Annotated in this window: 16 protein-coding genes and 1 tRNA gene; 7 read left to right on the top strand and 10 right to left on the bottom strand. The window is 61.4% G+C overall.

Annotation, left to right across the window (positions count from 1 at the left end; genetic code table 11):
• Positions 1–92 precede the first annotated feature (92 nt).
• A tRNA-Leu gene (locus P9236_RS26920) sits at positions 93–177 on the bottom strand.
• A 343-nt stretch (positions 178–520) separates the two neighbouring features.
• Here P9236_RS26920 and tig point away from each other — a divergent pair.
• From tig to P9236_RS26895, 5 genes are all read left to right on the top strand, one after another.
• Complete coding sequence (gene tig, locus P9236_RS26915; protein ID WP_278077659.1) at positions 521–2,020, top strand: trigger factor; 1,500 nt, start codon at positions 521–523, stop codon at positions 2,018–2,020.
• 173 nt (positions 2,021–2,193) lie between these two features.
• A complete protein-coding gene (locus P9236_RS26910; protein WP_278077658.1) occupies positions 2,194–2,709 on the top strand; it encodes a hypothetical protein in 516 nt (171 codons plus the stop codon).
• Between the two features lie 283 nt (positions 2,710–2,992).
• Entirely contained in the window at positions 2,993–3,373 is a 381-nt protein-coding gene (locus P9236_RS26905) for a cytochrome c family protein (protein ID WP_278077657.1), read from the top strand.
• Between the two features lie 534 nt (positions 3,374–3,907).
• The gene (gene tnpA, locus P9236_RS26900) at positions 3,908–4,336 is read left to right on the top strand and encodes an IS200/IS605 family transposase (RefSeq protein ID WP_278073213.1); all 429 of its coding nucleotides are present in this window, start codon (positions 3,908–3,910) and stop codon (positions 4,334–4,336) included.
• Between the two features lie 231 nt (positions 4,337–4,567).
• Entirely contained in the window at positions 4,568–5,386 is an 819-nt protein-coding gene (locus P9236_RS26895; RefSeq protein WP_278077667.1) for a DUF2189 domain-containing protein, read from the top strand.
• Positions 5,387–5,531: 145 nt separating this feature from the next.
• On the opposite strand, the gene P9236_RS26890 is transcribed toward P9236_RS26895, so the two are convergent.
• From P9236_RS26890 to map, 9 genes are all read right to left on the bottom strand, one after another.
• On the bottom strand, positions 5,532–6,005 hold the full coding sequence (locus P9236_RS26890; RefSeq protein ID WP_278077656.1) for an aminoacyl-tRNA deacylase: 474 nt from the start codon (positions 6,003–6,005) through the stop codon (positions 5,532–5,534).
• A 129-nt stretch (positions 6,006–6,134) separates the two neighbouring features.
• Positions 6,135–6,524 (bottom strand): cytochrome C oxidase subunit IV family protein, encoded by a 390-nt coding sequence (locus P9236_RS26885; RefSeq protein ID WP_278077655.1) that lies wholly within the window; start codon positions 6,522–6,524, stop codon positions 6,135–6,137.
• Between the two features lie 9 nt (positions 6,525–6,533).
• On the bottom strand, positions 6,534–7,253 hold the full coding sequence (locus tag P9236_RS26880; protein ID WP_278077654.1) for a heme-copper oxidase subunit III family protein: 720 nt from the start codon (positions 7,251–7,253) through the stop codon (positions 6,534–6,536).
• Positions 7,254–7,263: 10 nt separating this feature from the next.
• On the bottom strand, positions 7,264–7,968 hold the full coding sequence (locus P9236_RS26875; RefSeq protein ID WP_278077653.1) for a cytochrome c oxidase subunit 3: 705 nt from the start codon (positions 7,966–7,968) through the stop codon (positions 7,264–7,266).
• Positions 7,965–9,734 (bottom strand): cytochrome c oxidase subunit I, encoded by a 1,770-nt coding sequence (gene ctaD, locus P9236_RS26870; protein ID WP_278077652.1) that lies wholly within the window; start codon positions 9,732–9,734, stop codon positions 7,965–7,967. The genes P9236_RS26875 and ctaD overlap by 4 nt, the downstream gene beginning before the upstream one ends.
• Before the next feature lie 21 nt (positions 9,735–9,755).
• Positions 9,756–10,634, bottom strand: a complete 879-nt coding sequence (locus tag P9236_RS26865; protein WP_278077651.1) for a cytochrome c oxidase subunit II — start codon at positions 10,632–10,634, stop codon at positions 9,756–9,758.
• A 145-nt stretch (positions 10,635–10,779) separates the two neighbouring features.
• The gene (radC, locus tag P9236_RS26860) at positions 10,780–11,532 is read right to left on the bottom strand and encodes a DNA repair protein RadC (protein ID WP_278077650.1); all 753 of its coding nucleotides are present in this window, start codon (positions 11,530–11,532) and stop codon (positions 10,780–10,782) included.
• 267 nt (positions 11,533–11,799) lie between these two features.
• Positions 11,800–12,471, bottom strand: a complete 672-nt coding sequence (locus tag P9236_RS26855; RefSeq protein WP_278077666.1) for an OmpW family protein — start codon at positions 12,469–12,471, stop codon at positions 11,800–11,802.
• Between the two features lie 473 nt (positions 12,472–12,944).
• Positions 12,945–13,772, bottom strand: coding sequence for a type I methionyl aminopeptidase (map, locus tag P9236_RS26850; RefSeq protein WP_278077649.1), 828 nt, complete (start codon positions 13,770–13,772; stop codon positions 12,945–12,947).
• Positions 13,773–14,043: 271 nt separating this feature from the next.
• Between map and P9236_RS26845 the strand changes: the two genes are divergently transcribed.
• Positions 14,044–14,382, top strand: coding sequence for a hypothetical protein (locus P9236_RS26845; RefSeq protein ID WP_278077648.1), 339 nt, complete (start codon positions 14,044–14,046; stop codon positions 14,380–14,382).
• A 113-nt stretch (positions 14,383–14,495) separates the two neighbouring features.
• A complete protein-coding gene (locus P9236_RS26840) occupies positions 14,496–14,732 on the top strand; it encodes a hypothetical protein (protein WP_278077647.1) in 237 nt (78 codons plus the stop codon).
• The last annotated feature ends 133 nt before the right edge of the window (positions 14,733–14,865 follow it).

The following is a 14,865-nucleotide window of genomic DNA, read 5'->3' as shown; positions in this document are numbered from 1 at the left end:
ATCGGTGACGTTGAACATCACCAGCCTGCCATGACCGCCCTCTCGCAGCGAATTTGCAGAACTCTCAGCACACTACCCGTCAGAGCGAAGGGTGGTGCGGATGAAGGGACTCGAACCCCCACGCCTTTCGGCACTGGAACCTAAATCCAGGGCGTCTACCAATTCCGCCACATCCGCGCATCCCGGCAATCCCATGTAGCCATCATTCTGTCAATGTCGGGGTCCAAATCACCGTCATTCGCTAATCGCGAAGATGGTTGAAAATTAGCCTAGCCTGTGACAAAAGGCGTGTCGAATGTGACGGAACGCGACTATCCGCTTCTGCAGAATGTGAAAAGAAGTAGGAAAAACAAAGACTTCTTCACATTTTTGGAAGCATAGGTCAGGAGAGTTTGAGCCGCATTGGCGGTCAAATCACCAGGTTCCGTACCAAAAGCCATTTCCGGCAAGATTATACCGGCAGGCTGTGAACGGCTAAGAACCGTTTGGCAGCCTCATTGGTGAAAACAAAGGTTTTAGGATGCAGGTCACCGAAACGCTCAACTCCGGTCTCAAGCGCGAGATCAAGATCACCGTGCCGGCCGGTGACATGGAAGCCAAGCTGATGGCGCGGCTGAACGATGCCCGCGACAAGGTGCGGATCAACGGCTTCCGTCCGGGCAAGGTGCCGGTGCAGCACCTGCGCAAGATGTACGGCAAGTCGTTCATGGCCGAGGTCGTCAACGAGATCCTCAACGACTCGACCCGTTCGATCATCTCGGGCCGCGGCGAGAAGGCCGCCATGCAGCCCGAAGTGATCATGACCGAGGACGAAAAGGAAGCCGAGAAGATCCTGGCCGGCGGCGCCGACTTCGAGTTCCGCCTCAACTACGAGGTCATCCCGGCGATCGAGATCAAGGATTTCTCCGACATCAAGGTGAGGCGTCAGGTTTACGACGTGCCGGAGTCTGAGATTGAAGACCAGGTAAAGCGGGTCGCCGAATCTGCGCGCAGCTACGAGCCCAAGGACGGCAAGGCCGCGGAGGGCGACCGCGTGAGCATCGACTATGTCGGCAAGATCGGCGGCGAAGCCTTCGCTGGCGGCGCCGGCACCGACCAGCCGCTGGTGCTCGGTTCGAAGGAGTTCATTCCGGGCTTCGAGGACCAGCTGATCGGCACCAAGGCCGGCGAAGAGAAGCAAATCACCGTCACCTTCCCGGAGAACTACCAGGCGGCGCATCTGGCCGGCAAGGAAGCCACCTTCGACGTCACCGTCAAGGAAGTGGCCAAGCCCGGCGAGCTCGAGATCAATGACGAAACCGCCAAGAATCTTGGCCTGGAATCGCTGGAGCGCCTGCGCGAGATCGTGCGCGGCCAGATCGAGAACCAGTTCGGTTCGATGACACGCCAGAAGGTGAAGCGCCAGCTGCTGGATCAGCTCGACGCCGCCTATTCCTTCGAGGCGCCGTCGAAGCTCGTCGAGGCCGAGTTCAACAACATCTGGGCGCAGGTCAACCGCGACCTCGAAGCCGCCGGCCGCACCTTCGCCGACGAGGAGACGACGGAAGAAGAGGCGCGCGCCGAATATATGCGCCTGGCCGAGCGCCGCGTGCGTCTCGGCCTGGTTCTTGCCGAGATCGGCGAGAAGGCCGGCGTCACAGTATCGGACGAAGAGCTGCAGCGCGGCCTGTTCGAGCAGGTCCGCCGCTTCCCGGCCAACCAGCAGCAGGAAGCCTTCGAGTTCTATCGCAGCAACCCCGAGGCGATCAATTCGCTGCGCGCACCGATGTTCGAGGAGAAGGTCGTTGACTACCTGCTCGGCCAAATCTCGGTTGATGACGTCAAGGTCAGCAAGGAAGAATTGATGGCCGACGACGAGGAGGCCGAAACCGCGACCAAGGCGAAGCCGGCGAAGAAGGCTTCCTCGAAGAAGGCCGAGGCCAAGGCAAGTGAATCAAAGTCGGGCGAGGCCGCCGGCGAGGCGGAAGAGCCCAAGAAGAAGGCCGCGCCGAAGAAGAAAGCCGCCAAGGACGCCGAGTAAAAAACGGCTCGATACGTGATTTGGAAAGGCCGCCCTCGAGGCGGCCTTTTTCGTTGTTGCCGCGCGGCAACACAATCGCCTTCGGATGAATGCCAGCTGCTGGCGATACCGAACGTTGATGATTATCTGCGCGGTATCGCATTTGGCGGGGTTGTTTGGAGGCGCGGGTGATCATGGCATTCAAGATGAGGGGCGTGGTTGTTGCCGCGGCGCTCTTGCTTGCCTCGGCTTGTGTTGCTCAAGCCGGACCCGATCTCGGCAACTGGCGCGTCGATGCCGCCGGCGGCCAGGTGACCGCATCGCTTTACGCTACCAACAAGCTGATCACCGGCGGCGGCGCGCTGGGCTACAGTCCGGTGCTGACGCTGGCCTGCCGGTCCGACGGTGAACCGCGCTGGAGCGAATGGCTGCAGCTCAACGACGCTGTTTCGGCCAGCCGCAAGATCACCATGTCGGTCATGGTCGACGGCGGCAGCAAATTCGACGAAAGCTGGTCCGTCGGCCCACGCGGCAAATTGCTGGTCAGGGAAGGGGATGACGGCATCAAGCGGCTGGTTTCCGCGAACCGGCTGCTGCTGTCATGGCGCTTCGGCCTGCTGTCGGGCCGCGGCGAGGCCGATTTCGATCTCGCCGGACTGTCGGAGGCAATCGGCCAGATCGCTGCAAGTTGCAAGACCGACCCGCCCTGATCGTGCCGTCCAGAACAGGCTTGCACGGACGACGACACCGAAAATGGGAGCCGGCGAAACCCGACCCTGTTTCTGCTGCTTTTGCCGTTTCGGACGGCTACCCCTCGCAGCCTTAGCCTTCGCAAAAGCTGGCTTTTTCTACCCATTGAGATGATTCTGTGGTATGTAGATGCCGCAATTCCACTGAAGAGACACGGACATTCCGCTCCACCGTGCAGGGTATGCCAGCGGGCTGGTGTGGTGCGGATCGTCCGACGTAAACGACGATCAGGGAGGAAGTGCCATGCGCGCAACCGCGCTTTTCATTGTCTTGTCCGCCACGACCTTCTTTGCAAGCCCATCGCAGGCGCAGGACGCCGCCGCAGGTGAGAAGGTCTTCACCAAGTGCAAGGTCTGCCACATCGCGGATCAGGACAAGAATAAGGTCGGCCCGTCCCTGCATGGCGTCATCGGGCGCACGGCGGGCACACATCCGGATTTCACCTATTCCGCGGCCATGATCGCGGCCGGAAAGTCCGGCGTCAAATGGGACGAACCCACATTGACGACCTATCTTCACGATCCCAAGGCCATGGTCAAAGGAACGAAGATGGCGTTTCCAGGCCTCAAGAGCGATCAGGACATAGCCAACGTCATCGCCTACCTGAAGCAGTTTTCCAAGTAAGCGCGGCCCTCCCAGGCCCATTTGGTGGTCGCCTGCTTATTCCGAAGGAAGACGGTCGGCAGTTGCGCAGTTGAATATCGCGCTCGGCGCCGTCACGCCGGCAGCGCAAAAAATCCCAACAGCAGCAGAATAACTATGCCAAGGCCGAGTATGAGAAGCGTCCGCGTGTCCATGACGTTCACCTTCGCATCTTAAGAATACCGAAAAAGCGGCCCTGGAGCCAGAACGCTGATGCGGCTGACCATTAAAGCGCGTCGCGCACAAATGGATTCAGGTGACGCGCGTTAAGTCTCTGTTTTGATGCGGTATCGTTCTCCCAAAACCGCTGCGCACTCTTGGGCGACATGCACCTAAAGCGCGTCGCGATCTTTCAGATTCGTTCCTTGCGCTTTAGGTTTTTGATTTTACGCATGTCTTGTCCCAAAACCGGTTCCCGCTTTCGGGAGGCATGCTTTAGAGTCCCCGATAGGGGATCAGGAAACCCCACGCCTTTAGGCGGCTGGGATTGCGACGTTTGCAGTGTAGATTGGCTGGATGGAAGCTTACAAGCGCGGCAGCCATACGGTTTGGGACTGTAAATATCACCTGGTGTGGGTGACGAAGTACCGCTACGCGGTGCTTGGCGGCGACGTTGGAAATCGATGCCGGGAACTGCTGCGCGAGACGGCGCAAGCGCATGAGATGGTGGTGCACGCCGGGTCGATCAACCGGGACCATGTGCACATGCTGGTATCGATCCCGCCGAACCTGTCGGTATCGCGTGCGGTGCAATACCTGAAGGGGCGCAGTTCGCACAAGCTGCTGAGCGAGTTCGGGATATTGCGCAAGCGCTACTGGGGCCAGCACTTGTGGGCGAGGGGTTACTGGGCGGCGACGAGCGGGAACGTTACCGACGAGATGTGGGTTGAGTACATCAAGAACCAGACACCACCTGAGCCCGACGACAACTTCAACGTGACATGAGTTGGCGCCAGTCCGCCGGCGGGCGGACCGATCCGGCTTTAAGCCGTAACCTGAAGCCACCGCCTTGTAGGCGGTGGAGCATTCACTCGGCGCCGTCCGGAGGGCGACAAATCGGGTGCAAAGGAGTATGTTGATACCGGGTGCAGGTCGCGGTTTTGCGTGGCCAGCCACGCAGAGCGGTAGCACCGTAAAGATCCGCGACCCTGCCGGACTTGGTCTGGAGGATTGGTCATGGCAAGCTTTCACGTGATTGCAGGGGCCAGCGAGACGCTGGAGCATACCAGAGTCAGAAAGATCGGCGTTTCCGACCTCTTTGACGCGCTTCGGCGCGGTGTCGAAGACTTCATGGTCAAACCCTCGCACATCGTCTTTCTGTGCATGATCTACCCGCTCGTCGGCGTGGTGCTTGCCACTTGGACGTCGGGAGCAAACGCGCTGCCGCTGCTGTTTCCGCTGGTGTCCGGATTTGCGCTGATCGGCCCATTCGCGGCGATCGGCCTCTACGAGATCAGCCGCAGACGCGAAGCCGGTCTCGATGCGTCTTGGCGCCACGCGTTCGAGGTCAGGAACTCTCCGGCGCTGCCGGCCATCGCCGCGGTCGGGATCATGCTGTTCGCGATCTTCATCGCTTGGCTTTTGACCGCCAAGATTTTCTATGAGCAACTGTTCGGCCCCGAACCGCCGGCGTCACTGTCGAGCTTCATCAATGAGATATTCGCCACCGGACGCGGCTGGACTTTGATCGTGCTGGGTCACGCCATCGGGTTCGTATTCGCCGTGGTCGTGTTGTGCACTACCGTGGTCGCTTTCCCGTTGCTGCTCGATCGCGATGTCGGGGCATATGAGGCCATTCACACTTCAGTGCGCGTGGTCCTGGCCAACCCCATTGTGATGGCCATCTGGGGACTTATCGTCGCCGTTGGGCTTATCGTCGGCTCGCTGCCTGTGTTCGCGGGACTGGCGGTGGTGCTGCCGATTCTTGGCCATGCCACCTGGCATGTGTACCGCAAGGTCGTGGAGCCGCCGGCCGCCCGCAGACCGGCGAATTGACGAACCGAACCCTGTCATGGCGCACCGGCGAAAGTGCCGGTGCGCTTAAAGCATGTCTCCCGAAAGTGGGAACCGGTTTCGGGAGACATGCGCGAAATCAGAAACCTAAAGCGCATGGCGCGAATCTGAAAGATCGCGACGCCCTTTAGAAGGCCCGATGGCTGAACCGCGCCTGACGCGCGCCCGTGGTCAGGTTGCGGAAATCCTTGCCGCTGACATGCACAAGCGTCTTGTGATCGCCGCCCTCGAAATAGACCTCGGCGGCATCACCGAGGCTTTCGTCCAGGATGACCGGCACGTCATAAGCCGCGCCGATCGGCGGTATGGCACCGACGTCGCAATCATCGAAGAGCGATACCACTTCGTCTTCGGAAGCGAGGCCGAGGCGCCTGTCCATGACGTCCTGCAGCTTGTTGAGCTCGATCCTGTGGGTGCTTGGGACCACGGCCAGCGCATAGCCGAGTTCGTGGTGAACGACCACGGACTTCGCCATGATGCTGCCAGGCACGTGGGCGGCAATGGCGGCCTGCCGGCTGGTGGCAGTTCGATGATGCCCGACGGTGTCGTAGGAGATACCCTTGCCGTCGATAAAGTCTCTCAGTTTGTTTGCTATCGTCATTGTCCGCGTCCTTTGCTCGAGTTCACGGCGCCTACGCCAAACCAAAATGGGCCGGCAGCCTGTTGTTTCAAGGCACCGGAACCGGCCGTTCCCGGCCGGTTGTGCTGCGCATGGACCCCGTATCGGGTGTCAGGGGCCGGGCCCGAAAAACGCGATACGGGTCAGCAGCGTATAGTCGGCCTCGAAGACCATCATCGTCACGAAAACCAGCACCAGTATCGGCGGCAGGATGATCGCATACATCATCGCCAGCCGCTCCCACGCCATATGCATGAAGACGGCGACGATCAGTCCTGCCTTGAGCATCATGAAGATCAGGATCAGCGACCATCTGAGATAGCCGTGGATGCCGAAATAGTCGACCAGATAGGAGCAGGTGCTGAGAATGAACAGCCACGCCCAGACCACCAGATAAAGCTTGATCGGGTGCTCCTGATGCGTCTCCGACTTGGCGACGATCGCCGCGTCATGGGGATGCAGTGCGTGCTGTCCAAGACCGTTTGCGGTTGCTTCAGTCATGTCTGCCTCTCACCAAAGATAGAAGAAGGCGAAAATGAACACCCAGACCAGGTCGACGAAGTGCCAGTAGAGTCCCATGATCTCGACATTCTCGTAGCGGCCGCGGCGGCTCGTGAAAAACCCGGGTCGTCCGATGTCGAAATCGCCACGCCAGACTTTTCGCGCCACGATGATCAGGAAGATCACGCCGATGGTCACGTGGGTGCCGTGAAAGCCGGTGATCATGAAAAAGCACGAGCCGAATTGCGCGGCTCCCCAGGGATTGCCCCAGGGACGAACCCCTTCGGTGATCAGCTTGGTCCATTCGAAGGCCTGCATGCCGACGAAGGTCGCGCCGAGCGCGGCGGTCAAAAGCATCAGGATCGCGGTTTTGCGGCGATCGCGGCGGTAGCCGAAATTGACCGCCATGGCCATGGTCCCGCTGCTTGAGATCAGCACGAAAGTCATGATGGCGATCAGGATCAGCGGGATTTCCGAGCCGCCGATGCGCAGGGCGAAGACCTCGCTCGGATTCGGCCACGGCACGCGCGTGGACATCCGCGCCGTCATGTAGGAAAGCAGGAAGCAACCGAAGATGAAGGTGTCGCTGAGCAGGAAGATCCACATCATGGCCTTGCCCCAGGACACGTTCTTGAACGCGCGCTGATCCGAGGCCCAGTCGGCGGCGATCCCGCGCAAGCCTTGGGGGCGATCCAACTGGCTGGTATGCGTCAGTGTCGTCTCGGCCATCGCCAGTCTCCTAGGTCAGCAGCCGTTGGCAAATGCTCACGAACGTCGTCGCCCAGCCGGCCAGAACGGCGAAGATGCAGAGCCAGATGAAAAGCAGGAAATGCCAATACATGGCGCAGAGCTCGACGCTGAGGCTGAGCCGCTCCGGCCGCGCTCCGTTCCAGGCGCCGGCGCTCGTCCTGCCGAGGCCGACCAGCCCGCCCAGTATGTGCAGGCCATGCATCGCGGTGATCAGATAGAAGAAGCTGTTGGCCGGGTTGGAGGCGAGCAGGTAGCCGTCATCGGTCAGCTGCCGCCAGGCCATCAACTGGCCGGCCAGGAAGGCGAGGGCGGTCAGCCCGGCCGTTGCAAGACCGAGCCTGACCATGTCCACCTGGCCTCTGCGCGCGGCGACCACGGCACATTGCAACGCGACGCTGCTCAGCACCAGCACACCGGTGTTCAGCCAGAGCAGGCGCGGCAGCGGCAGCGGCCGCCAGTCCGACAGGCCCATGCGCATGAAATAGGCGCTGGTGAATAGCGAGAACAGGCAACCGACGACAGCGAGGAAGACACCGAGGCCGATCTTGGCGGTGGGCAGGGCCGAGCGGTCGAAGCCGACGAAGTCCCCGGCCACGCCTTGCTCCAGCCACGGCTTCGCCATTAGCCGCTGGTGCGAAAGCCACCAACCGGCAAAGCCGGCTATCACCAGCAGAAAGACCAGGATGACGCTCATGCCGGCTCCCTGGAGGGGCCGAATGAGCCCGGCACGTTCTGTGGGATGAAGTCCTCCTTGGCCCCTGGCACGCTGTAGTCGTAAGCCCAGCGATAGACGATCGGCAGTTCCTTGCCGAAGTTGCCATGCGCCGGCGGCGTCTCAGGCGTCTGCCACTCGAGCGTCGTTGCCCGCCACGGGTTGCCGCCGGCCTCGCGGCCATGGCGGATGCTCCAGATCAGGTTGAACAGGAACACCATCTGGGCGAAGCCGACAGTGAAGGCCATGATGCTGATGAACGAGTTCAGATGGTGGGCCGATTCCGTCATGATATTCATGTCGGTCAGCTCGGCGTAACGCCGCGGAACGCCCATCAGGCCGAGATAGTGCATGGGGAAGAAGATCAGATAGGCGCCGAGGAAGGTGACCCAGAAATGGAAGCGGCCGAGCGTCTCGTCCAGCATCCGTCCGGTGACCTTCGGATACCAGTGATAGATCGCGCCGAAGATCACCAGGATCGGCGCGACACCCATGACCATGTGGAAATGGGCGACGACGAACATCGTGTCCGACAGCGGCACGTCGACGACGACGTTGCCGAGGAACAAGCCCGTCAGGCCGCCGTTGACGAAAGTGACGATGAAGGCGAGCGCGAACAGCATGGGTATGGTGAGGTGGATGTCGCCGCGCCATAGGGTCAGCACCCAATTATAGACCTTGATCGCGGTCGGCACGGCAATGATCAACGTCGTGGTGGCGAAGAAGAAGCCGAAATAGGGATTCATGCCGCTGACATACATGTGGTGCGCCCAGACCACGAAGCTCAGCGCACCGATGGCGATGATGGCCCAGACCATCATGCGGTAGCCGAAGATGTTCTTGCGCGCATGCGTGCTGATCAGGTCGGACACGATGCCGAAGGCCGGCAGCGCCACGATGTAGACTTCCGGGTGACCGAAGAACCAGAACAGATGCTGGAACAGGATCGGGCTGCCGCCATTGTGCTGCAGCTGCGCGCCCATCTCGACGATCGCCGGCATGAAGAAGGAGGTGCCGAGCAGACGGTCGAGCAGCATCATGACACAAGCAACGAACAGCGCCGGGAAGGCGAGCAGCGCCATGACGGTGGCGGTGAAGATGCCCCAGACGGTGAGCGGCAGGCGCATCAGGGTCATGCCGCGCGTGCGGCCCTGCAGCACCGTCACCACATAGTTCAGGCCACCCATGGTAAAGCCGATGATGAACAGGATGAGCGAGGAGAGCATCAGGATGATGCCCCAATCCTGGCCGCCCGGCGTGCCGGTCATGATCGCCTGTGGCGGGTAGAGCGTCCAGCCCGCGCCGGTTGGCCCGCCCGGCGCAAAGAAGCTCGATACCAGGACGAGCACGGCGAGCAGATAGACCCAATAGCTGAGCATGTTGACATAGGGGAAGACCATGTCGCGGGCGCCGACCATCAGCGGGATGAGGTAATTGCCGAAGCCGCCAAGGAAGAGCGCGGTGAGCAGGTAGATCACCATGATCATGCCGTGCATGGTGATGAACTGGTAATAAGCTTCAGGAGTGATGAAATCGAACGTGCCGGGGAAACCGAGTTGCAGGCGCATCAGCCAGGACAGCACTAGCGCGACGAGGCCGATCGCCGTTGCTGTCGCCGAATACTGGACCGCTATGACCTTGGCGTCCTGTGAGAAGACGTATTTCGTCCACCAGCTGTGCGGATGGTAGAGTTCCACCTCCCCGACTTCGGCGGGGGGAACGGCATCTGCAGGTGTGACGTCGACCATGGGAGCACCTCCGTGCCCTGTTCAGCGGGCCCCGAGCGTTTCGAGTCTTGCCGCGACGTCCAAACCGGACGTCTTTCCGGACGATTGGTTCGCCGAGCCCGTTTGCTTGGGCGCGGACAATTGCGCAAAGGTCTGCTGCTGGCCGACCCAGGCCAGATAATCCTGCTCGGTGTCGACCACGACCTGGCCATGCATCAGTGGGTGTCCCTGGCCGCACAGCTCGGCGCACAAGACCTGGAAGGTTCCGGTTCTGGTTGGCGTGAACCAGAAATAGGTGACCGACCCCGGGATCATGTCCATCTTGGCGCGGAATTCCGGGATGTAGAAATCGTGCAGCACGTCGATCGAGCGCAACAGCACCTTGACCGGCTTGCCGACCGGCAAGTGCAGGTCCGCCGCCTCGACCACGATATCGTCCTGGCCGTTAGGGTCGCTGGGCACGATGCCGAGCGGGTTTTCAGCCGATACGATGCGGGTGTCGGACGTGCCGAGCTTGCCGTCCTTGCCGGGCAGGCGGAAGCTCCATTGCCATTGCTGGCCGATAACCTCGATATCGGCGGCCTCGCTGGGAACGTTCACGAAGCGGCTCCAGACGAAGAGGCCCGGAACCAGCAAGGCGGTGACACCGGCCGCGGTGGCGATCATCAGCCACGATTCCAGCCGCTTGTTCTCCGGTTCGTATGCCGCGCGATTGCCTTCCCGATGCCGGAAGCGGAAGACGCAATAGGCCATAAAGAGCACGACAGCGGAAAATACGATGCCGGTGATCCAGAAGCTGATGATGATGGTGTTGTCGATATAGTCCCAGTTCGAGGCAATCGGCGTCCACCACCATGGGCTCAGGAGGTGGAACAACACCGAGCCCACGACGACCAAAACGAGTACAAGCACAATGGCCATGTCCCGTCCTCCCGATATTTCACCGGAGCGCGAAGCATCCTAAGGAAATACCAGGCCCCATCATGCTTGATTTCCTGTTGAAATTCCAGAGCCGACTATCTGACGAGGAGACGATGTCGTTCGCCAGGCAATCTCGAATGTCGGCTCAAATCAGCAGCAGGCCTTTCATCGAGGCGTTGCCCTTGCGGCCGATGATGATGTGGTCATGCACGGCGATGCCGAGGGGCTTCGCCGTATCGATGATCTGCTTGGTCATCTCGATGTCGGCGCGCGAGGGGGTCGGGTCGCCGGACGGATGGTTGTGCACCAGGATGATGGCGCTGGCGGAGAGTTCGAGTGCGCGCTTCACCACCTCGCGCGGATAGACGGGCGTGTGGTCGACGGTGCCGGTCTGCTGCACTTCGTCGGCGATCAGCCCGTTCTTCTTGTCAAGGAAGAGGATGCGGAACTGCTCGCGGGTCTCGAAGGCCATCGCCGAACGGCAATAGTCGAGAAGTTGCGGCCAGTTGGACAGAACCTCGCGGCTCTGCACTTCGCCGCGGGCCATGCGCTGGGCGGTCGCCGCGACGACCTTGAGATCGGTCGCCACCGCCGGGCCGATGCCTTTGACTTCCTCGAGCAGGGAAGGCGGCGCGCCGAGCACCTCGGCCAGCGAGCCGAAGCGGGCGATCAGCGCCTTGGCGATCGGCTTGGTGTCAACGCGCGGGATCAGCCGGAAAAGCAGGAGCTCGAGCAACTCATAGTCGGGCAGGGCATCCGGTCCGCCGGCGACGAAGCGTTCGCGCAAGCGGTCGCGATGACCATGATAGTGCGGCTTTTCGGCCGGCTCGGCCTTCGCGGACCGCCGGATCGGCAGCTCCGCGAAAAATCCCCGCTCGTCGTCGCCGGTTTCCCCCATAGGCCGCCCGCTCTTGGCCGGAAAGGCCCGGCAAGAAGAAACTCTAAGCCGGCAGGCCGGGCCCAGTCGAGTTTTTTTCGGCGCGGGCGCGAAATCCTGCACCGGCTTCGGTCGTGTCGACGGGTATGCGCGCACTGCCGCGACGATGATTCGAGGGGCCTGCCTGCGCATTGAAGGTGACGAAGGCGTCCCGATGCGCGAGGAGGGCGCGCAAGCACCCTCCGAATAGCGACTCAAATGCAGGCAATCGGCCTTCGTCCTGCCTTGTCAGAAGCGGTAGGTGACGCCCGTGCCGATCAGCCACGGGTTGAGCTTGGCCTTACCCGTAAAGTCCGTGCCGCCGACCGTGACGTCGAATTTCGGCTCCAGGAAGAGCTTCTTGACGTCGAAATTGAAGCCCCAGTGCTGATCCAGCATGTAATCGAATCCGACCTGCAGAGCGCCGCCGAATGTGTCCTTGACATGGAGAGCGTCGGCACTGCCGGCATCCTGGTTGTAAAAGATCGTGTAGTTCACGCCAGCACCGACATAGGGCTTGAAGGCGCCGAGATCGGTGAAATGGTATTGCAGCGTGAGCGTGGGCGGCAGCAACCAGACCTTGCCGATCTTGCCCAATCCGCCGATCGTTCCCTCGCCGTAGATATTGGCGTAGGTGGTGCCGAGAATGAGTTCGGCAGCGAGATTGTCGGTGAAGTAATAGGAAATGTCCAATTCCGGCGTTACCGTGTCCGAATAGGAAAGGTCAGAGCCCGGGATTCCGTTGACGTTGCCCTTGTCGTCCGTGATCACGCCCAGGGCGCGCAGGCGAATCTGCCAAGGGCTGGATGCCGCTATGGGAGCAGTGTCCACCGATCGGATGTCCGCCGCCGCGGCCTGCTGCAGCCCTGCCACAACAAGCGCGATGGCAACTGTCGTGATCCCCCGCCGTCGCGGCCCCATCCAGTCTCTCACCATAATATCTCTCCTTGAAATTTCGAATTTGGTGCGCTGCAGCAATGACAGCCGCGGAGAGATGCTCGGTTGACCCAGATCAATGGTGGAATGAAGTAGAATGAAGCGGCATTTTCTTCGATGTCGCATGTAACAAAAATGCAACAATGACGATCGCGACAATGAGGCGGAGCCCGGCCTGGAAGGATCGAGTAGCCACGGGCGCAGAGGGCCGAATGTCGCGACCGCGTGGGCTCCAAAAGAGGAAGCCTCTTGCATACAGCGATACGATGAGCGGCATACCCCTGCGCGGGACCATGGACGTCGTGGCGGAAACTTCAAGTGCCACGGCCGGGAAGGTCCGGCGGCAAGAATGCTCTAATGCATGTCGCCCAAAAGTGCGCAGCGGTTTTGGGAGAACGACATGCATCAAAACAAAGAGTTAAAGCGCGTCGTCTGAATCCGTTTCTGCGCGACGCGCCTTAGGTCGGCAGGCCGGGGCGGTCGAGCTTTTTCGGCGACAACGTGAAGATCTCGCAGCCGGTATCGGTGACGCCGATCGTGTGCTCGTATTGTGCCGACAGCGAACGGTCGCGCGTCACCGCCGTCCAGCCATCCGACAGCACCTTCACATGCGGGCGGCCGAGGTTGATCATGGGCTCGACGGTGAAGATCATGCCGGGCCGCATCTCGACGCCTTCGTTGACGGTGCCGTAGTGCAGGATGTTCGGCGCGTCATGGAAAAGCTGGCCGACGCCGTGGCCGCAGAAGTCGCGCACCACCGAACAGCGCTCGGCCTCGGCATAGGTCTGGATCGCGGCGCCGATGGCGCCGGTACGGGCGCCGGGCCTGATCGCGGCGATGCCGCGCATCAGGCATTCATAGGTCACCTCGAGCAGGCGCTCGGCGGCGCGCTTGATCGTGCCCACCGGATACATGCGCGAGGAGTCGCCATGCCAGCCGTCGAGGATATAGGTAACGTCGATGTTGACGATGTCGCCGTCCTTCAGCGGCTTGTTGTCGGGAATGCCGTGGCAGACGACGTGGTTGATCGAGGTGCAGGAGGACTTGGTGTAGCCGCGATAGTTGAGCGTCGCCGGCAACGCGCCGTGGTCCATGCCGAACTCGAAGACGAAGCGGTCGATGGTCTCGGTAGTGACGCCGGGCTTCACCATCGATACGAGCCCGTCGAGGCAGCGCGCGGTGAGGTCGCAGGCCTTGCGCATGCCGGCAAAGCCTTCTTCGCCATAAAGGCGAATCTGGCCGGTGTTTCTCAAGGGGGCCGTTGCGGCGTCGAGATAGGTAACCATTCTTGTCCGTTGCGGGTTGGCTCCTGACGCGAGCCGATGCGGGAATTTTCTCCAGATTTGGCACCGGAAGCGGCAAGGTTCAAGGACGAAGTGCCTTCAACCGGTTCGCTGCGGGGAATATTCGCTGGCGCAGAGCCGGCGCCTCCGGGTTTGTTGCAAGCTTTCCTTTCGCTGCCCCATGGGGTAGGGCGGTCTGGATATGGGAGATTTAATGCCGTTGACAGCATCGGAACGCGCAAGATCGACGCTGCAGCCATTGAGGACCGCATGCTTGGCCCTGACGATGCTCGTGCTCGCGCTGCTGGGCTTCGCTCGGGCCGAAGTCTCCGCATCCGCCGCCTCGTCCGCAGGCGGCCCCAGCCTCAGCGCAACGCGGCAGGGCGAAACGCTTGCATTGCTGAGAGTCACCGGCAAGGCGCAGGCCATCGAGGCCCGCGCCGGCCGGCCGCTGCCCTTGAAGCTCGTCAGCGGCAATCCCGGCGCGCTCGCCCCCGCATCCGATTTCCTTGTCAGTGGCCAGGCCTTGCCGGCACAGGCGAACATCGCGCCTGTTCCAGTGGCCGCGCCGCTCTCGCATGCCAACCAGCCTCGCGCGCCACCAACGGCATGAACCCGGCGGCCGCTGACCGCAGTTTTCACATCTCAAACATTCCTTCGCGCTGCGATCCGGCGACGGCATCTGCTGCCCGCCGGCTGCGTGGCGCGTCCATTGGACATTTCGCGATGCGACGTATCAAGACCTTCAAAACGCTCACGCGTGCTGCCTCGGCAGCCTCGTTTCTCACCGTCCAGGCAATCATCTGCGTCGGCACCGTCTACTGGGCCATTGCCGAAACGCTTCGCATGGAGGGGACGGCCGCGATCGTGCTCGGCGTCATCTTCGCCATTCCGTCCGCCTATCTGCTGATGGTGGTCTCGCGCATGGCCTACGAGGCGGAGACGGACCCGGCAAACCAGTAGGCGCCAATGAAATTGGCGGAATAGTCGACGGGGCGATGCCTGTCGCATCGCCCCGTCGAACAATGTGATCAGGGTGCCGATCCGCCGCACCCCAGGCGGCCGACCGTACTGAGGTCACATTCCTGTCCCAGAA

It is taken from the genome of Mesorhizobium sp. WSM4884 (genome assembly GCF_029625675.1).
In the GTDB taxonomy this organism is placed as follows: domain Bacteria; phylum Pseudomonadota; class Alphaproteobacteria; order Rhizobiales; family Rhizobiaceae; genus Mesorhizobium.
Note: the sequence above shows the minus strand (reverse complement) of the source record. Positions and strands in the feature narration are given on the sequence as shown.